Source organism: Agrobacterium sp. GW821-FHT02D03 (genome assembly GCF_059421725.1).
Window position 1 is genome coordinate 512,164 of record NZ_JBWKVN010000001.1, and the last position, 18,972, is coordinate 531,135.

15 protein-coding genes are annotated in these 18,972 nt (G+C 59.9%); 3 read left to right on the forward strand and 12 right to left on the reverse strand.

Translation table 11 applies throughout. The features are described 5' to 3' along the window. Positions 1–18 precede the first annotated feature (18 nt). The 5 genes from AC07U5_RS02330 to AC07U5_RS02350 all read right to left on the reverse strand — a co-directional run bounded on the left by AC07U5_RS02330 (position 19) and on the right by AC07U5_RS02350 (position 7,314). Positions 19–1,224: a glycosyltransferase family protein gene (locus AC07U5_RS02330; protein WP_062424857.1), complete on the reverse strand. Its 1,206-nt coding sequence runs from the start codon at positions 1,222–1,224 to the stop codon at positions 19–21. 124 nt (positions 1,225–1,348) lie between these two features. Beyond that, positions 1,349–2,524: an ABC transporter permease gene (locus AC07U5_RS02335; protein WP_144622590.1), complete on the reverse strand. Its 1,176-nt coding sequence runs from the start codon at positions 2,522–2,524 to the stop codon at positions 1,349–1,351. After that, positions 2,521–3,519, reverse strand: a complete 999-nt coding sequence (locus tag AC07U5_RS02340; protein ID WP_062444318.1) for an ABC transporter permease — start codon at positions 3,517–3,519, stop codon at positions 2,521–2,523. The genes AC07U5_RS02335 and AC07U5_RS02340 overlap by 4 nt, the downstream gene beginning before the upstream one ends. A 1-nt stretch (position 3,520) precedes the next feature. After that, complete coding sequence (locus AC07U5_RS02345) at positions 3,521–5,425, reverse strand: ABC transporter substrate-binding protein (RefSeq protein WP_494722182.1); 1,905 nt, start codon at positions 5,423–5,425, stop codon at positions 3,521–3,523. Continuing rightward, on the reverse strand, positions 5,422–7,314 hold the full coding sequence (locus AC07U5_RS02350; protein ID WP_062532295.1) for an ABC transporter ATP-binding protein: 1,893 nt from the start codon (positions 7,312–7,314) through the stop codon (positions 5,422–5,424). Before AC07U5_RS02350 ends, AC07U5_RS02345 begins: the two co-directional genes overlap by 4 nt. A 197-nt stretch (positions 7,315–7,511) precedes the next feature. On the opposite strand from AC07U5_RS02350, the gene AC07U5_RS02355 reads away from it, so the two are divergent. Then, positions 7,512–8,474 carry a glycosyltransferase family 32 protein gene (locus tag AC07U5_RS02355; protein ID WP_494722183.1) on the forward strand — a complete coding sequence of 321 codons (963 nt, stop codon included), beginning with the start codon at positions 7,512–7,514 and terminating at the stop codon, positions 8,472–8,474. On the opposite strand, the gene AC07U5_RS02360 is transcribed toward AC07U5_RS02355, so the two are convergent. The 3 genes from AC07U5_RS02360 to AC07U5_RS02370 all read right to left on the reverse strand — a co-directional run bounded on the left by AC07U5_RS02360 (position 8,466) and on the right by AC07U5_RS02370 (position 10,719). Then, positions 8,466–8,678, reverse strand: coding sequence for a hypothetical protein (locus AC07U5_RS02360; RefSeq protein WP_062444311.1), 213 nt, complete (start codon positions 8,676–8,678; stop codon positions 8,466–8,468). The genes AC07U5_RS02355 and AC07U5_RS02360 overlap by 9 nt on opposite strands. A gap of 197 nt (positions 8,679–8,875) precedes the next feature. Then, positions 8,876–9,625, reverse strand: coding sequence for a polysaccharide deacetylase family protein (locus AC07U5_RS02365; protein WP_494722184.1), 750 nt, complete (start codon positions 9,623–9,625; stop codon positions 8,876–8,878). Next, the gene (locus AC07U5_RS02370) at positions 9,622–10,719 is read right to left on the reverse strand and encodes a glycosyltransferase family 4 protein (protein WP_494722185.1); all 1,098 of its coding nucleotides are present in this window, start codon (positions 10,717–10,719) and stop codon (positions 9,622–9,624) included. Before AC07U5_RS02370 ends, AC07U5_RS02365 begins: the two co-directional genes overlap by 4 nt. Before the next feature lie 69 nt (positions 10,720–10,788). Here AC07U5_RS02370 and AC07U5_RS02375 point away from each other — a divergent pair, with 69 nt between their 5' ends. Together AC07U5_RS02375 and AC07U5_RS02380 are read left to right on the forward strand one after the other, a co-directional pair. Next, positions 10,789–12,189 (forward strand): nucleotide sugar dehydrogenase, encoded by a 1,401-nt coding sequence (locus tag AC07U5_RS02375; RefSeq protein ID WP_494722186.1) that lies wholly within the window; start codon positions 10,789–10,791, stop codon positions 12,187–12,189. Between the two features lie 16 nt (positions 12,190–12,205). Further along, positions 12,206–12,688: a class I SAM-dependent methyltransferase gene (locus AC07U5_RS02380; RefSeq protein ID WP_494722187.1), complete on the forward strand. Its 483-nt coding sequence runs from the start codon at positions 12,206–12,208 to the stop codon at positions 12,686–12,688. Between the two features lie 5 nt (positions 12,689–12,693). On the opposite strand, the gene AC07U5_RS02385 is transcribed toward AC07U5_RS02380, so the two are convergent. The 4 genes from AC07U5_RS02385 to AC07U5_RS02400 all read right to left on the reverse strand — a co-directional run bounded on the left by AC07U5_RS02385 (position 12,694) and on the right by AC07U5_RS02400 (position 18,893). Then, positions 12,694–14,400, reverse strand: coding sequence for an adenylate/guanylate cyclase domain-containing protein (locus AC07U5_RS02385; protein WP_494722188.1), 1,707 nt, complete (start codon positions 14,398–14,400; stop codon positions 12,694–12,696). A 245-nt stretch (positions 14,401–14,645) separates the two neighbouring features. Continuing rightward, positions 14,646–15,506, reverse strand: coding sequence for an MBL fold metallo-hydrolase (locus AC07U5_RS02390; protein WP_116494330.1), 861 nt, complete (start codon positions 15,504–15,506; stop codon positions 14,646–14,648). Positions 15,507–15,676: 170 nt separating this feature from the next. Next, complete coding sequence (locus tag AC07U5_RS02395; RefSeq protein ID WP_062424841.1) at positions 15,677–16,132, reverse strand: cyclic nucleotide-binding domain-containing protein; 456 nt, start codon at positions 16,130–16,132, stop codon at positions 15,677–15,679. A 43-nt stretch (positions 16,133–16,175) separates the two neighbouring features. Next, a complete protein-coding gene (locus tag AC07U5_RS02400; protein ID WP_494722189.1) occupies positions 16,176–18,893 on the reverse strand; it encodes an ABC transporter transmembrane domain-containing protein in 2,718 nt (905 codons plus the stop codon). Positions 18,894–18,972: the final 79 nt, after the last annotated feature.

The following is an 18,972-nucleotide window of genomic DNA, read 5'->3' on the forward strand; positions in this document are numbered from 1 at the left end:
GACATGCTGCTGCCCGCCTCAGGCGGTGGCGGAGATGACGTTTGGCGTATCATCCGGTTGCAGCCATTCGGCGACGCGCCGCGAGATGTTCTCCAAGCCGTCGAGCTTCATGTTGCGGCCATTGGCAGAAGGTGGCGGGCGCTTCAACAACGCCTTCAGCGCCTTTGCCATCAGTTCGGGATTTTCCGCTTCCTCGGGCGAGAGCATGTCGAACAAGCCAAGCTCAGACGCGCGGCTGGCGCGGATCAATTGCTCCTCACGCGGCACGATCCGCGGCACTACCAGTGCCGGCTTGTCGAAGGAGAGGATTTCGCAAACGGTGTTGTAGCCGCCCATCGACACCACGCCCTGCGCCCCGGCAACCAGATCTTCCATGCGGTTATCGAAGTCGATGATTTCCATCTGCGGAATATCGGCAACGTTTGCTGCAAACTTCTGCCGCTGTTCGGTCGGCATGTAAGGCCCGAGCACCACCAGCGCCTTCTGGGTGAGGGTTCGATCGAACTTGTAGGCGCGGATCACGTCGTCGATCAGCTCGCTGCCATCGCCACCGCCACCGGTCGTCACCAGAATATAGTCCTCCTCATGCCGGTTGGGGTTATCGCCCCGCGTCTTGGAGCGTTGCAGGAAGCCGACGAATTCGGTCTTCTCGCGAACCCCGGGGGGCACCTCGAGGCCGGACAGCGGATCATGGAAATCCGGCGGGCCATAGACCCAGACATGATCATAGAAGCGCTCGATCTTGTTCAGCACATCGTTGCGCTTCCACTCGGCTTCGAGCAGCTGCGGCGCATCCATCACGTCGCGCAGGCCGATGACCAGCTTGGTGCCGCGAGATTTCAGATAGGTGAGGGTTTCTTCCACTTCGCCGCGCAGCCCCATCGGCTCCTTGTCGACGATGAAGATATCCGGCTGAAAGCTCTCGGCGGTGTGGTAGATGATCGAGCGGCGCATCTTCAGCGTTTCCTGAAGATCGATATGCTGGTCGAGCGAGGTGTATTCGCCGTTTCTGAGCTTGATGACGCTTGGGATCTTCACGAAGTCGACGCGCGCGCGATAATCGAAGGCGCCTGCAATGGTGGCGCCGGAGATGATCAGGACATTCAGGCCGCGATAATCCTCCACCAGTGCATGGGCAATGGTGCGGCATCGACGCAAATGTCCAAGCCCGAAGGAATCGTGGCTGTACATCAGAATGCGTGCATCGTTTAAACGAACTGTCACGAGCAGAACCTCTTCTTACCGCCTGGGCGCGCGGTGAGTGTCTTTATGCGGAAGGCGCAGAAGCGCCTTGTCTTGTCGCATGCCGTGGTCGCAAAACCGCCAAGCATGCTTGCAGTGAACCCCGTCATTTAAACGGGTCTGCTGCATCACGTAGTCCATCGCCAAGGAAATTAAAGGCGAGCACGACGAGGACGACTGGAAGAATCGGGATTAGGAGCCAGGGATACAAGGCAATCACGCTGACGCTTCGCGCTTCCGTGAGCAGAATGCCCCAACTTGTGATCGGCGGACGAAGGCCAAGCCCCAAGAAGCTCAGTGCCGTTTCGCCGAGGATCATGCCTGGGATGGTGAGCGTGGCGGACGCAATCAGGTGCGACATGAAGCCGGGGATCAGATGGCGGCCGATGATGCGGCTGGTGCTGGCGCCCATCAGCTGGGCGGAGAGCACATAATCCTCCTCGCGCAGTGCCAGAAGTTTGGAGCGCACGGCGCGCGCAAGCCCCGTCCAGTCCAGGAGGCCAAGGATGACGGTGATGCCGAGATAGACGAGGATCGGGCTCCAGGTGACCGGCATGATGGCGGCGAGCGCCAACCAGAGCGGAATGCTGGGGATCGATTGCAGCACCTCGATGATGCGCTGGACGATGAGGTCGAAAACGCCGCCGCGATAGCCTGCGAGGCCCCCGATCACGATGCCGAGGACGAAGCTCATGGCGACGCCGAAAAGGCCGATGGTCAGCGATATGCGCGCACCATAGATGATGCGCGACAGCACGTCGCGGCCAAGCCGGTCTGTGCCCAGCAGGAACATCTGTCCGTCCTTGGCGGGGCAGACGAGGTGGATGTTGGAATCGAACAGCCCCCAGAAGGTGTAGCCGTCGCCACGGCAGAAGAAGCGGAGTTTCTGCACATCCGTCGGCACATCGGAATAGACGCGGCGCAGATTGTCCATGTCGAGGCTCATGGTGCGGCCATAGACGAAGGGGCCGACGAACTCGCCGTCATGGAAGAGATGAATGCTCTGCGGCGGAGCGTAGATGTTCTCCACGTCGCGCGTGTGCAGATTATAGGGTGCCAGAAACTCGCAGATGAAGATCGAGAGATAGGCCAGCAGCAGGAAGACGCCGGAATAAAGCGCGAGCTTATGCTGCTTGAACTGCCACCACATCAGCTTCCACTGCGATGCCCGGCCGACCATGGCGAGTGCTGTGGTGGAGGGCTCCACCAGATAGGGATCGAAGGGAGCGGTGGACACGTAATGCGCCAGCGGCTCGCCGGGCTTTGGAATGGATGAAGTCATTTGACGCTCCCACCTCCCAATCGAATGCGAGGATCGAGAATGGCGAGCGCAATATCGGAGATCAGCACGCCGATGACGGTGAGGAAGGCGAGGAACATCAGGAAGGAGCCGGCGAGATACATGTCCTGGCTCTGCAGCGCGCGGATCAGCATCGGACCGGTGGTTTCCAGCGAAAGCACCACAGCGGTGATTTCAGCACCCGAAATGATGGCTGGCAGGATGGAGCCGATATCCGAGATGAAGAAGTTCAGCGCCATGCGCAGCGGATATTTGGTCAGCACCTTGAAGGGGTGAAGCCCCTTGGCGCGCGCCGTCACCACATATTGCTTCTGCAATTCATCCAAAAGGTTGGCGCGAAGGCGCCGGATCATGCCCGCCGTTCCTGCCGTGCTGATGATGAGAACGGGAATCCATAGGTGTTCGAGGATCGACTTGAACTTGTCCCAGCTCATCGGCTGGTTCAGATATTCGCGGTCCATCAGATGGCCGATGGAGGTACCGAACCAGATATTGGCAAAATACATCAGGATCAGCGCCAGCATGAAATTGGGAATGGCGATACCCAGCAGGCCGAGAAAGGTCAGGCCGTAATCGCCCCAGCTATATTTATGCGTGGCGGAATAGATGCCGATGGGAAAGGCGACGATCCAGGTGACGATGATGGTGACGAAGGACACCAGAACCGTCAGCCACAGGCGCTCGCCCACAACTTCGCTGACGGGCAACTGGTATTCGAAGGAATAGCCGAAATCGCCGACCAGCATGCCAGTCGCCCATCTGAAGTAGCGAATGGGGGCCGGTTGATCGAAGCCATAGCGGCTGCGCAGCTCCTCGATTTCGGCCATATTGGCCGTCTCGCCCATGGCGCGCATTTCCGCGACATAGCTTTCGAAGTAATCGCCCGGCGGCAATTCGATGATGGTGAAGACCAGCATCGAGATCAGGATCAGCGTCGGGATCATGAAAAGGATGCGCCCGATAATATATCTGAGCATGTCAGGCGCTCCCGTCGTACCAGAAGGTGTCTGGCATGTAGATGCCGAGATAGGCGGTCGGCTCGAAGCCGAAAAGCGCCTTTTCCGGCACGTTCTTCAGCCGGGCTCTGTGAACGATCGGCTGAAGCGCGCCGTTCACCGTGCCGATGGAGAAGACCTGTTGCGTGTAGATCGACAGCATTTCCAGCCAGATCGCCTTGCGCTCCTCAAAGGTGACGCTGCGGCGCCATTTCTTGAAGAGGTCAAGCAGCTGGATGGCCTCCGGCAGATCCGGCGGTTTGCCTTCGCGCCCGCCGGAGAGATAATGGATGCCCCAGACCGGCCATTGCAGCTGGTCGTCGCCGGTGGGTGCAAGCCCGGAGGGCAGCATGTCGGCGTTGGGAATGGCATTGTCCATGCCGAACCAGACAGACATCAGCACCTCGCCGCCCATGGCACGCTTGCGAAAGACGTCGCGCTGCGTCGGGCGGCTGGACAGCGAAATGCCGACCTTGCGCCAGTGATCGGTGATCAGCTCCAGCACATCGGTTTCCAGCGTGCTTTCGCCAGCCGTTTCGACAATCACATGGGCGGGCCTGCCATCGGGCAGAATGCGAATGCCGCGATCGTTGCGCTCCGTCAGCCCCATCTCGTCCAGAAGCCGGTTGGCAAGCTCGGGATCGAACTGCGCCCAGGCGGTCGCAAATTCCGGGCGGAAGAGCGGGCTTTCCGGCAGCACGGTGTCGGCGCTTTCTTTGGCAAGGCCGTAGAAGCAGACCATGTTGATCTCGTGCCGGTCGATCGCCACCGAAAGAGCGCGGCGCATGCGCACATCGCGAAACAGGGTGCGCCAGGTGTCGTCGGCGCAGTTCAGGTTCGGCAGCAGGCAGACCCGCGATCCCTGGCTGCGCTTCCACAGATTGACCTTCAGCGGGTAGCGGGCCTCGGCATCCTTCAGGAAGGTGTAGTCGTTGAAATCGAGGTTCATGAACTGCAGGTCGCTATCGCCCGACGCCGTCTTGGCGGCGATGATTTCCGACGATGTGACGTTCAGCAGGTAGCGATCGATATAGGGAAGCTGGCGGCCATTCTCGTCGACTCGGTGGTAATAGGGGTTGCGCTCGAAGATGAACTGCTCGGCCGGCGGCGCGGTGATCACGCGCCAGGCATCGAGTGTCGGCAGGTCGGGATTTTCCGGGCGCAACTGGCGCGACATCTTGATGTGCAGGCTGCTCCAGTCGTCCGCCTTGTTCTTCTTCATCAGCTTGGCCAGCTTTTCCGGCGTCTGATATTTGACGTGGAACTGCTTCATATAGGCGGCGGGCAGGAAGACGCGGGCGGGTGACGCACCGGCAAGCTTCGCCAGGAAATCCGGGTTCGGGCCTTCCCAGGTGTAGCGCACCGTCAGCGGATCGACGGCCTCGACCAGAGGCGGCTTGCCATAGACAAGCAGCTCGATCGGCGGGCCGCCCTTGTGGATTTCCAGGTTGAGCGCCACGTCTTCCCAGAAATAGCGGAAATCCTCGGCGGTGAAATCGCTGCCATCGGACCATTTGTGACCTTCGCGCAGTTTCAGCGTGAAGATGCGCTCCTCATCCACCGTGTAGGATTCCAGGATGTCGGGGATGAAGTTCAGCTTCTCATCGTAACCCACGAGCCGCGCGTAAGAGTCGATCGGCATCAGGCGAATGTCGCGCTGGCCGCCGATCAGCATGCGGATACTGCCGCCTTGCTGGCCGGGCTCGCGGCCCATGGCCTTCAGATTGATGACGCGCGGATTTTTCGGCAGGCGCTGATCGAGTGGCGGCAGCTCGCCCTTGTCGCGCTTTTCCTTGAAGAAATCGGCATCGATATAGGTGGCAGCAGAGGCCTTCCAGGGTGCGAAGACCGAGGCGAGCAGGGCAAGGGTGGTGCGGCGCGTGATCAAGACCGTAGCTCCCGAACATCCGCATTGGCATTGGCAAGCACGAGGTGTCCGCCGCCGAGATCGGCTGTTATCATCTGTCCGTTATCGTCATCGCGGAACTGCTTGCCCCAGTCGAATTTACCGGTGGCGCTGATCTTGCCGATGGTCTTGAAATCCAGCGGCCGGTCGAGATCGGGGAAGGGGACGGCGGCCAGCAGCGATTTCGTATAGGGATGGATCGGATTGCGCATTAGCGTTTCGCGTGGCGCCAGCTCCACGATCTTGCCTTCGCACATCACCGCCACGCGGTCTGCCATGTAATCGACGACGGCGAGATTGTGGGAAATGAAGAGATAGGTGAGCCCCAGATCCTTCTGCAAATCCTTCAGCAGATTGAGGATTTGCGCCTGCACCGACACGTCGAGCGCGGAGACGGGCTCGTCGCAGATCAGCAGTTCGGGCCCGAGCATCAGCGCACGCGCAATACCGATGCGCTGGCGCTGGCCGCCGGAGAAGCTGTGCGGATAGCGGTTCAGCGCATTGTCGCCAAGGCCGATGGCACGCAGCAGGTTCTTGACGCGCTCCTGCCGGTATTTCGAGTCACCGCGACCGTGAATTTCCAGCGGTTCGCTGAGGATATTGCCGACCGTCATGCGTGGCGACAGCGAGGAGACGGGGTCCTGAAAGACCATCTGGATGCGGGTGCGCAATTCGCGCAGGTCGTCATCCCTGGCATTGAGCACATCGATATCGCCGTTCTTGCTGTGAAAGATGATCTCGCCGTCTTCCGGCCTGACAGCGCGCATCAGGATTTTGCTGACCGTAGTCTTGCCGCTGCCGCTTTCGCCCACAAGGCCCAGACATTCACCGCGCATGATATCGAAGCTGACGCCATCCACCGCCTTGGTGGCATTGGCACTGCCGGAGGTGAACCAGGTGGATTTGCGGGTGGTATAGGTCTTGGAGATGTTCTTGACGCTGAGCAGCACGCCCGGCGCCTTGTCGACATTCGCCGTCTTCTTGCCGATCAGGCTTTCCTTGTCGATCGTGACATCACGCAGCGCCTTCAGCCGCTCGCCAGGCTTCATGTCGAAATGCGGCACGGCTGCCATCAGACCCTTGAGATAAGGGTGCGACGGCGCACGGAAGATGTCGTCCACCGTGCCGGCCTCCATGATCTCGCCCTGGTAGATGACGGCGACTTCATCGGCAATATTGGCGACGACGCCGAGATCGTGGGTGATGAGCAGCATGCTCATATTGAGCCGGCTCTGCAGGTCGCGCAAAAGCTTGAGGATCTGCGCCTGGATCGTCACATCGAGTGCGGTGGTCGGCTCGTCGGCAATCAGCAGCGCCGGACGACAGATCAGCGCCATGGCGATCATTGCGCGCTGGCGCATGCCGCCGGAGAGCTCGAAGGGGTACATCTGGCAGATCTTGGCCGGATTGGAAAAGCCGACGAGATCGAGAGTCTCTTCCATCTTTTCCTGCCGCTCCTTCGGTGTCAGAACCGAGTGGATGCGCAGCGCCTCGTCGATCTGGTTGCCGATGGTGTGGAGCGGCGAAAACGACGTCATCGGCTCCTGAAAGATCAGGCCGATGCGGTTGCCGCGAATGGCGCGCAGGGGCTTGCCGTCGGGCTCCAATTGCAGAAGGTCGATAGGACGTTCATCGGGCTTCAGCGGATCGGAAAAGAGAACGCGGCCGTTGACCCTTGCGGTGCGCGGCTGGATGCCCATGATCGTCTGGCCGATGACGGATTTTCCCGAGCCGGATTCGCCCACAAGTGCGGTGACTTTTCCAGGCAGAATGCGAAGGCTTGCGCCCCGGACCGCCTCGATCTGTCCGCCCATGATGGAAAAAGAGACTTGCAGATTTTCGATGCGAAGCAAGTCTGCGCCTGCACTCATGCCATAGGTTCCCTTGCCGTCTTGTTGGATGCCTGTAGCATTATCACGCGGCGCTTGACATTCACGTTATCGCACACTCCAGGTTCTGTCCATGCTCTTGAAACCATGAAAATTTCCGGCTTTCTGCCTGATCTTGGGGTTGCGAGAAAACCTCTATTCCGAAGATATGTCGGGGATATTAAAGCTGCGGAGCGACCATGCCAGCCAAAGCCACTTTCGATGAAACGCTTGCAGACATCCGCCGGTTGCTGGCCCAGAAAGATTTCGCGTCTGTGCAGGATCGCCTGGCGCGTCTTTCGGCAGAGGACGATCAGCATCTCATGGGTGAGATCACCGCACTTGGCCTGCCGCGCCGCCTGCATTCGGCCTATCTGCGGCTTGCCAAGGCCAAGGGCGATGCAGTTGCCAAAGCCGGCTATCAATTTCTCCTGGTGCCTCCGCCCGAGATATTTGCGCCCTATGGTCGTTTCTCCGCAAATGAAAGACGAGCGATTGCGCAGAAGAACCGTGAGGCGGTGCCAAGGCTGATCCACCAGATCTGGATCGGTACGAAAGATGTGCCGCCCGCAACCGCTGCCTGGCGCAAACATGCGGAGGCCAATGGCTATGTCTATCGCCTGTGGCGGGAGGCCGATCTTGAGGCGGAGGGCATCGATGCCGATCCGATCTTCCGGCGAATGCTGGAGGATGGGGATTATCCTGGTGCTGTGGATGTGGCGCGCTATTTCATCCTGTCGCGCGTGGGCGGCATCTATCTCGATTGCGATTTCTATCCAGCGCGCGACGACATGAGTTTCGGCGATATCCTTCCCATGGTCGGTCTCACCGCCTTTGCCGAGGAAACGCCGCGGCTGACGGGGCAGGGAAGCGTGTTGCTCGCCAATTCCTTCATCGCCACACCGCCCGGCCATCCCGTCTTCGAGCGCATCTTGCAGGCTCTGCCGGAGATTGCCGAGCGCCTGCCGCGCGCGCCCGCATGGTGGGGCACGGGCCCGCTGATCTTTAGCGTGGTGGCGCGTGCGGGATCGGTGACGTTGGCGGGTGCCGATTTCGTGGCGGCGTTGCTGGCAGACCGGGCGGATTTCAGTGCGGTGGAAGAGGCGCGTGCCGAAGCCAGGGCCAAGGGCGATGGGCTGCTGATCGCCTGGAAATCATGGTGAGGGCTGGGGTAGTTCCGTCAGTTCAGCATCACGCTCTGCAGCGGCTTTCGCGGCCGCAGCCATCTGCTCTTTGCGCTTCTCGTCTTCGGCGCGTTTCAGCTTGCCCTGATCGTAATGCCATTTGACCGAATAATACATGCCGATGCCGACGACGAGCAGCTTCAGCGGCAGCATTACGATCGGGAAATACTCGAACCATTCCATGTGTGTCACACTTTCCAAACAGAGCCTACAGCATCGGCCCGAAAATCGGATTCGGTTTTCGGAAAGCACGATGCGTAGACTCAAAAATTAAAGCGTCCTTTGTGCGCCCATAGGGCGCACGGCGCTTTAGTGGCTTTCTGACCGTGTGCTTACGCCTGCGCGGACCGACTTGATATTCGACATTTTGTCGCGTGGCATCAGGCCGCCGAGCCGGCCTCTTTGACCAGCGCTCCGGCGCTGCGCCAGCGGCAGCCGGGGTGGTTGGCCGTCAGCGCAAACAGCCGGTCAAGAAAGGCCCATGCCGTCTCGTCATGATCGAGATGATGGGTGAGAATGCCGGTGGTTCGTGCGCCTTGTTCGGCCGCCACCATGCGCTCGGCAGTTTCGGCAAAGAGCAGATCGTGATCCTTGCCGCCTCTCGTTCCGCGCCAGTCGATGATATCGACATGGGTGTTCAAGAGAAAAAGAGGAGCGGTCTTTTCCGGTCCATAGACCGACAGCGCCCGGTAGCCGATGGCGGGCAGGCCTTCGACGATGTCCGGATCGATCCGGTTCCATGGCGGCACCAGCAACGGCACGAAGCGATTTGGATAAAGGGTCTGCAGCTTTTCAAAGCCGGCACGCAATTCGCCAAGCACGGTGTCCTTCGGGCGATGAAGCCCAAGCTCCCGCTTCTTCTCCTCCGGTCCGGCATGATTTTGATGTGCCCAGCCATGCACCGCGACATCGATCTTGTCGGCGCTGTCCAGCCGACGTGCCAAGGCATCGCCGGTGGGCTCCGGAATGACAGCCAGCGTCATCGGCACGGCATAGCGGTCGGAGAGCGTCAGCAGGCGGTCAAGCGCTGGCGTCGGCACCGTCGCATCGTCGTCGCGCAGCCAGAGGTCGGCGGCAACGCCGCGGCTCATAAAGCTGTCGAGTGTGTCCAGAAGTCTCTTTTCCGTCATGGTGCGTTTCCTCTGGCGTCTTGCAGAATTCGGTCGAGCGTCGATGCCGCCTTGCGCAGTGAACGCTCCTCGATGACGAATGCCCGCGCATTTTCTGCCATGGCCCGTCTCTTTTCCCGATCGGTCAGCAGGTCTTTCATGGCATCCGCATAGCTCTGCGTCTCTCCGGGCTGTGTCAGAATGCCGGTTTTTCCATCGATCACCACTTCCGGCACGCCTGCGATGCGCTCGGCGATCACCGGCAGACCAGCGGCCTGCGCTTCCAGATAGGCGAGCCCATAGGCCTCGCCATGGCCGGGCCAGAGATAGAGCGAGGCGCAGGACAGGATTTCGGCGATCTGCTGTGGGGTCTTCTCGCCATGCCAGACGAGGCGATGCGGTGCGGTCGCCTGGAAGAGCTGCTGCACAGCCTTACGTTCTGGTCCGTCGCCGATGATATCCAGCGTCCAGTCGAGATCGGGCGGCAGGCGTGTCAAAGCCGCCGATAGCGCCTCATAGCTGCTGAGCTTGTCGCCCGCGCGCATCATCGCCACCGTCGCCATTCGCCCGGCTTGCGGTGCCAGGGTCTTTGCTTCGAACAGAGAGGTGTCGAGGAAGGGTGGAAGCATCTGCAGGCGCGTCGCCGGATTGGCCTTTCGCAGGCCGTCGCGGTCGCGATGGGTGAAGCAGATATTGACCGCAGCAAGGCTCAGATCCTCCAGCAGCGTTGCCTGAACCTGCGCCCAGCCAGACGCATTGCGCTTGGGGGAGTAGGAGGCCTCCGCCGTCACATAGGGGATGGCATAGGAGCGGCTGAGATGCGGTCCCAGACGATCGAGCGCCTTGTAATAGGGATGGTAGCAAAACCAGAGATCGGGCGCGCCATGGCTCTTCCAGAGCGCCGAGATGCGCTGCCGTTCCTGCTCCGCGTCACGCGCCAGCGCATCCGCCTCTTCGCCACTGGGCTCGCGCATGAAGGACCGCAGTTCCGAGACCACTTCGACCTCGTGGCCGGCGCGCCGCATGGCCTGCATCAGCAGCCTTGCCATCAGCCTGTCGCCGGAGGGGACCGGGTGGTGCGGAGACTTCATCGGGCAGTAGAATGCGATCTTCATGGCTACCAGTCATGCGTTTTCGGCTGACGCTTCGTCAACTGTAATTTAGACCGTCGCAGCCTTGACACCATGGGTCTTCTTGCCCAACTGAAAGGCCAGGTTTTCCTCGCGCGCAGGACGCAAAACGCTTTGACCTCTTCTCCAAATGCACAGCGACTTCTCGACCTCATTCAATCGAAAGATGCGCGGGCGGGTGTCATCGGGCTTGGCTATGTGGGCCTGCCGCTTGCCATGACGATCGCCACATCCGGCTTCAAGGTGACGGGTTTCGATATCGATCCGGGCAAGATCAAGGCCGTCGAGGCGCGCAAGAGCTATATCGAGGCGGTGCCGGATGACATTCTGGCAAGCACCTGTGATAACGGCACTTTCGAAGCCACCAGCGATTTCTCCAAGCTTGGCGACTGCGACGTGATTGCGATCTGCGTTCCGACCCCGCTCACCAAGTATCGCGATCCCGATCTCTCCTATGTGGAGAACACCTGCCGAGAGATTGCCGAAACGCTTCGCCCCGGCCAGCTCGTGGTGCTGGAATCGACCACCTATCCCGGCACGACCGATGGCATCGTCAAGACCATCCTGGAAAAGACCGGGTTGAAGTCGACCGAAGATTTCTTCCTCGGATTTTCGCCCGAGCGCGAAGACCCCGGCAACCGTGACTTCCACACCTCCACCATTCCGAAGGTGGTGGCGGGCGACGGGCCGGATGCGGCGGAACTGATGACGGCTTTCTACGGCTCCGTGGTCAAGACCGTCATTCCCGTCTCCACCACGGCGACGGCCGAAGCGGTCAAGATCACCGAGAACGTCTTCCGTGCGGTCAATATCGCGCTCGTCAACGAGTTGAAGGTCGTCTACGAGGCGATGGGCATCGATATCTGGGAAGTTGTGGATGCGGCCAAGACCAAGCCCTTCGGCTACATGCCCTTCTATCCCGGCCCCGGTCTTGGCGGCCACTGTATTCCGATCGATCCCTTCTACCTGACCTGGAAGTCCAAGGAGTACGAACTCCCCACCCGCTTCATCGAACTCGCCGGCCAGATCAACACGGCCATGCCACGCCATGTCGTCGGGCGGCTGGCGGAAGCGCTGGACGTCCATCAGGGCAAGGCGCTCAGCCGCTCCAAGGTGCTGGTGCTGGGGCTGGCTTACAAGAAGAACGTGCCGGATATCCGCGAAAGCCCGTCCTTGAAGCTGATCGAGCTCATTCTCGAGCGCGGCGGCAATGTCGCCTTCCATGACCCTTATGTGGCGGAAATCCCCAAGACGCGCGAATATAGCGAGCTGATGGGCATGAAGTCTGTCGCCTGGACCAAGGACAGCATTGGCAGCTTCGACGCGGTACTGGTTGCGACCGACCACGACAACATCGATTACCAGCAGCTTGCCGACTGGTCGCCGCTGATCATCGATACGCGCAACGCCTTTGCCCGTCGCGGCATCAGCGCAAGCCACATCCTCAAGGCCTGATCGGATACCCCTTCACATGAGCAGACTGGACAGCTTCATCCGCCGCCTCAGCGCCCAGCGAGACATCTTGAACCATGTGCATGGCGATCTCGATCTGCCAGCCGAAGGTCCGATCATGGAAATCGGGCTTGGCAATGGACGCACCTTCAACCATCTGCGCGAGCTGTTTCCCGATCGCCGCATCGTCGCCTTCGACCGCGCCATGGGCGCACATGCCTCCTCCGTGCCGGAAGAGGGCAATCTGGTGCTGGGCGAAATCGACCAGACGGCGAAGGAGTGGGTGGGCATCGGTGCGGCCCTCGTTCATGCCGATATCGGCACCGGCTATGACGAGAAGGATGCGGTGACGCTCACATGGCTGCCGCAGATCGTTTCGGGCACGCTGGCCAAGGGCGGCATTGCCATCAGCGGCCTGCCGCTGAAGGAGCCTAGCCTCGATCCGCTGTCGGTGCCGGACACAGTGCCGACGGATCGGTATTTTCTGTATCGCAAGATTTGAGGCTTTTACGACAGAAGCCCACGGGCTTCTTCCTCGGAGATCAGAAAGACCTTCATCTCCGAGCTGCGCCCGCGAATGGGAATGGTGCGGCTTCGAAGTCCGTCACGCTTGTGCCCGGACTGGACCATCACCGGTTCCGAGACGACGATGGAGGTGTCGAATTCCTTTGCGGCCGTCTCCAGGCGGCTTGCGACATTGACCGTATCGCCGATCGCCGTCAGCGTCTTTGCCGCGCCATAGCCCATGATGCCGACAATCGACGGGCCGGCATGAATACCGATGGCGATGCGCAGACGCACGGCAAACTGCTGCTCCAGTTCTTCATTCAGCTTCTCGACATTGCGCAGGATCAGGCAGGCGGCCTTCAGTGCATCGGCCGAGGCGGTTTCCCGGTTGCCGTCCAGACCGAACAGCGCCATGGCGCCATCGCCGATAAATTTGTCGATGCGCCCGCCTGCCTGCTCCACCGATTGGCTGACGACGGTGAAATAGCGGTTCAGCAGAAACACCATGTCATAGGGCAGGCGCGATTCTGACAGGGCGGTGAAGTTTCTGAGATCGCAGAAAAGAACCGCAATCTCCTCCTCGCGACCGGGGCGGATCGGCTCGTTATTGGCCGGTGCATCATCCTGCTGGCGGGCGGCAAGAAGCAGCGCCACCTTGACGCGACCGGTCGGACGAAGCTGGCAACCGAGTCTCACATCGGAATCGGCATGAATACGCTGCAGGGTGGCGCGCTCGATATCGCCCGGCTCCGGCAGGGGAGCCTCCGATTCCAGGATCTTGACGCGGCAGGTGGAACAGCGCCCCTTGCCGCCGCAGGCGGAGAAGTGGGAAATGCCTTCGAGCCGGCTTGCCTCCAGAATGCTGAAACCCGCCGGCGCGCGCAGCGCATGGCCGTCTTCATACAGGATTTCGAAGCCGCGCGATCTCTGCCGCCAGCCTCTTATGGCGCGCGCGGAAAATGTCAGGATGACGGCTGCGCCAAAGGCAAGCCGTATCCCGAAGGTGATATGCGAGATCGTCGCCTGGCGCTCCGGCGACCGTGGCGAAGGGGCGGGCGGCGGGTCTGAGGGCGAGCGCATCCCCGCCTCGGAATGGGGATGATCGGCCGGAAGGTCCATCTCCATCTGCCGCCCGGCATCGCTGAAACCCAGCAACGCCATGATTGGCAGCAGAACCGCAAACATTAGGAGATACGGCGCCACCTGCCGGTACCAGCTTCGGTAGCGCAGCCAGAAATAGACGCCGAGACAGCCATGCGCCCAGATAAGCACCAGCGCAATGCTCTGGCGAAGGCCGAGATAGGGGGACATGATCCAGAACCGGCGGATGACGACGTCATAGCCCTCATCGATGCCAAAGAGCATGCGGGAGAACCGGATGCCGGCGGCGTGATCGATGATGAGGAAGGGGATAGCCAGGCCAAGCAGGATTTGCAGCGCCTCGCGCCACGGCATCTGCAGCGATCGCAGCAGGTAGATGGAGCGCAGCACGAGGAAGAGGTGAACGACGACCGAGCCGTAGAAGATGACGCTGCTGATCGGGTTCAGCCAGAGGAGACTGAACCAGCCTCTGCCATATTCAGCCGTATCGATGGAAATCAGTGCAAGCGCGTGGTTGAAGAGGTGACAGGCGACAAAGGCCAACATGACGAGACCTGAGAGCAATCGCGCTCGCCGCAAAGAGGTCTCTGTCACGTATTGCGCCAATCCCGACCTCAAATCTCGTTCAATACAAATGAATATTCAAATAATCGTCGTCTGTCGCGGTCCGCAGTAGCACGCTTTGTCGTGACCTGCCGATACACCGGCTGTCTTTGCCTGCTCAAGACGAATCCTGAGCCTCACGGAGATAATGTTTTTTAGTCTTATTCGAGGCAGCCGCCGGTCTAAAGCATGGTCCACGCAAAACTGTGAAGCGGTTTTGCGACAAAGACATGCGATACAACAAAGACCTAAAGCTCGATCGTCTGCCCGTCATAGGCTGCAAAGGCGCCAGCAAATTCCTTCTTCGCATCCTGGTCGATCTGGTCGAGTTCATCATCCGTGCGGAAGGGGGCGTGGTGAATGAAGCCGACCGATTTTGCGTTGGCATGTTTGGCAAGCTTGATCCCCTGCTGCCAGGAGGAGTGGCCGTACCCCTTGTAAAGCTCCATTTCCGCGTCGGTGAAGCTCGCGTCATAGAGAAAGAGATCGACATCGTCGATCAGTTTCAGCACCGCCTTGTCGAGCTTGCCCGGCTCATGCTCGGTATCGGTGATGATGGCAAGGCTCTTGCCCTGCCAGTCGATGCGGTAGCCGATGGCGTTGCCCGGATGGGTGAGCATACCGGTGCGGATCGACAGGTCCGGATGGACCGAGAGCGTGTCTTCGGCGGTAAAATCGCGGGTATCGATATGGGCGCAGCAAATGTCGAGTGGTGCGGGAAACCAGGGCGGGCTCATGAATTCGCGCAGCATGTCGCGGGTGGTCTTCTGGCCTGCCAGATGGCCGGACCAGATGCGAACGTCGTTCTCGCGCTTGAAGAATGGTTTGAAATAGGGGAAGCCGACAATGTGGTCGTAGTGGCAATGGGAGAAGAACATGTCGACGCTGCCGGCACCTTCGGCCCTCAGCGCCAGACCGGCCGGATGAAGACCAGAGCCTGCGTCAAAGAGCAGGATATGCTCGCCGCATCGAACCTCGATGCAGATCGTGTTGCCGCCATATTTGTGGAATTTTTCTCCCGATACAGGAAGCGTCCCTCTCGCTCCCCAGATCTTGACCCGGAATTCCTGTCTATTGCCCCGACGGTCTCCGTCGGAATTCAACGCCATCATACACCCCAACCTGCCACGGCAACCCGTCTCAACGCTTCCTCCGTAGGGTCCCGTTTTCTCTTCGCCAACAACTGGCGCGTGCCTACTCCACGCAGCATTTCAGTTTTATGACTGCAGCACCACTTTTATTTTTTCCTTAAAGCGCCGCAGTCTGGAAGAATATATTATCAAACGCTTGAATGCGCGCGAGCCTTGCTCAGTTCCGTCGTCGTCTGCGTCAGACGCTCGGCCAGAACACGCATGACCTTGATGGTGATCTCGGGGAAGTCCGACATCAGCTTGAAGAATTGCTCCTTGCCGATGCGCAGCGCCTCCACCGGCGTCGAGGCTTTCACGGTCGCGGTTCTGACACTGTCGCAGAGAATGGCGATCTCGCCGACGATGGCGTTGCCGCTCATTTCCGTCAGCTTGATCTGGCCCGACGGAGAGTCGATCAGAACATCGACCTTGCCGGTCAGAAGCACATAGGCACTATCGCCAATATCGCCCTGCCGGAACAGCTCGTCTCCTGCAAGATAGGAAACGCGGTCCGAAGCAAAAGCAAGCAACTTGAGTTTCGACGGTTCCATCTCGCTAAAGAAGGGAACGCGTTTCAGCATCTGAATTTCATCTTTGAAAAGCATAGCCTTGTCCTGGTTCGTGTTCCTGTCGGGCGCCTGCAATGTATCAGGCCGCGATCATTTCCTTGAATGTACCGTTTTCTTGCATAAGAGTCTCGTATGATCCGTCTGCGACAATTGTACCGTGGTTAACAACGATAACCCTATCGAACATCTTGGAAAGCGACGGGTTCGACAAGACCCACAAGACTGCCGGATTTGCGCCATCTCTCCTTAAGAAGGCGATGACGTTGTCGACGATCTCCTGCTGCAGGCGATGATCGAGGCCCGGTAGCGGACGGTTGAGCACATAGTAATCCGAGCGGCGCATCAAGGCGCGCGCGAGATTGAGCTTCTGGCGCTGCAATGGGCCAAGCCGCTTGCCGCCGGCACCGAGGTTGAATTCGAGACCTACGGCCAGAACGCGCTCGTAAACGCCCTGCTTGCGCATGGCATCGGCGACGATCCGGGTGATGCGGCGCGAGGCATCGGTGTAACGATGGCTGACCTTGCCGAAGAGGATGTTGTCGAGCAGGCTGGTGGAGGCGGCATATTGATCCGGATCGTAGGGCTCGATCACGTCGCGAAGGTCTCCCGGCAGGTTCTCGTGGAACATGTGGCGCACTTCGACGATGCGGTTCATCACCTCCGGCGTCAACAGACCGAAACGCTGTCTTGGTTCGACGTAGAAGAAGCTGAGGCGGATCATGGCGCGGCGGTCGGCCTCGCTCGCATCGTCATACTGCTTGCCTTGCAGGCGCTGCAGCATCTGCTGATAGTTCGGAATGTCTTCCGCCGTCATGAAGCTTAGCTGCTGAAACAGCGGATGATCCGGCGGCAGGTCGGAGAAGATTTCGACGATGTTCTCGGCGATCGTATAACCCATGTCGAAGAGCGTTTTGGAAAGGCCCGTTCCGCGCATGAGCGACAGGAAATACTTGCTTTCGATGATCTTGCTGCTGCCGGTCTGGGCGTCGCGCATGGTTCCGAAGAGAATGTTCTCGCCCACTGTCGCCTCGGTGTTGTAGCTGTCCGGCTCGAAGGGGACGATGAGGCCGGAGAGGTTCTCGCGTTCCAGTTCGCTGCGCAGCGTCCGGCGCAATTCGACGATGCGGGCTGCCAGATGCAGGTCGCTCATTGGATCGATGGAGGAGCGGAGCGCAAATTCGAGAATGTCTGGCGAAAGCTGAACAGTGTCCAAAACGGCGAGCATGGATTTGAGAAATTGCTCCGGATCCTCGCGGCCTGCCGGGCTCGACTCGTAATCGATCCAGTCGCCGTTGAGATCCATGTCCGGGTTCTCTGCAAGCTTGGCCTCGCGGACTTCCCATTTTCGGTGCTCGAGTTCAGTCCCTTCATACTGCTTGGGTTTGAGGGGCGCATGCTTCAATCCGTAGAGAAGATTGTCCTTCAGGCTTGCGTGGAAGAAGTAGCTGTCGGCCGAGACGTATGAAATGCGCCGTCCGGTGACTGATTCGGGCAGATCGTGGAAATCGGTGTCGCCAATGGAAATCTTGCCCGATGTTGGCCAGAGCGTGCGTCCCAGGGCATCGGCCAGCGCCTCGGCACCGGCGCTGCCGACGATCGCGACGGTTTCGCCGGGGTTGATGGTGAGCGTTGCCTGATCGAGCAGCCGCGTGCCGCTATCATCATCCAGCGACAGCGCCGAAATGACGATCGGGCCGGTGATTGCGGCTGCTGCCGCCGGCGCCAGATCCTGGATCTTCGGGTCGATCATGCTTGGGGAATCGAACTGTTCGAAGACCTGTTCGTACTTCACCTGCACGTCCTGGCGGGCCTGATCCCAGTCGATCAGCTCTTTCAACGGGCCGGGCAGTTCCTTGTAGGCGTTGATGACGGCAACCAGCTGACCGACGTCCAGACTGCCGCGCAGCGTCAGATAACCGCCCACCGCGTAGAAGAAGAACGGCGTCAGCTGCGCCAGGAAGTTGTTGATGAATTTGACCAGGAACTTCCACTGATAAAGGTCGTAGCGGATCTTGAAGATCTGACCGAGGCGCTGGCCGGCATCGGCGCGTTCGAAGTTCGATGTGTCATAGGCATGGATCGTGCCGATGCCATCGACCATTTCGCCGATGCGACCGGCAAGCTCGCGCGCGGTCAGCTGTCTCTGACGGCCAAGATCGATCAGGCGGCGGCGCATTTTCGGGATGATGCCGACCTGGATGGCGGCCATGAAGGCGGCAATCATGCCGAGCCAGAAATTCTGCACCAGAATGAAGAAGAGCGCCGACAGTGCCTGGCCGCCAAGCAGCGCCGGCTGGACGAAGGCGTCACCGGTAAAGCCGCCGAGCGGCTCCACCTCGTCCTTGATCATGCTGGAGATTTCCGCGCCCTTGACGCGCTTGAAATGCGTGGGCGGAAAGCGCAGGACCCGGTCGATCAACTGGAAGCGGATGCGGCGCAGCAGCCGCTCGCCCAGCCGGCCCTTGTAGGTGTTGATGTAATATTTGAAGAGGCCGTTGACGATGACGAGCGCCAGGAAGGTGAGGCTGAGCCCCATCAGCGTCGCCATGCGGTTCAGCTCGATGCCCGGAAACAGCGTGACGGTGCCGTAATAGGGTATACTCAGCGTCAGATGCATGAACAGCTGGGTGGCGTTGGCGCCTTCGAAGCCATCGCCCTGGATCGGGCCGTTGACGATCTGCTTGGGCAGATCGAAGGCCAGGAAGTAGGGGATCATCGACAGCGCCACGATCAGCAGAATGAAAAGCTGCTGATTCCTGGTGTGCGTCCAGATGTAACGCGTCAGACTTTTTTCCATCGAGGACTTCTATGCCGTGCCGGATAAAGTGGAAGGTAATGGATGTTCATGCGCGCGTCAAAGCGGCTCCGGAGGGGTA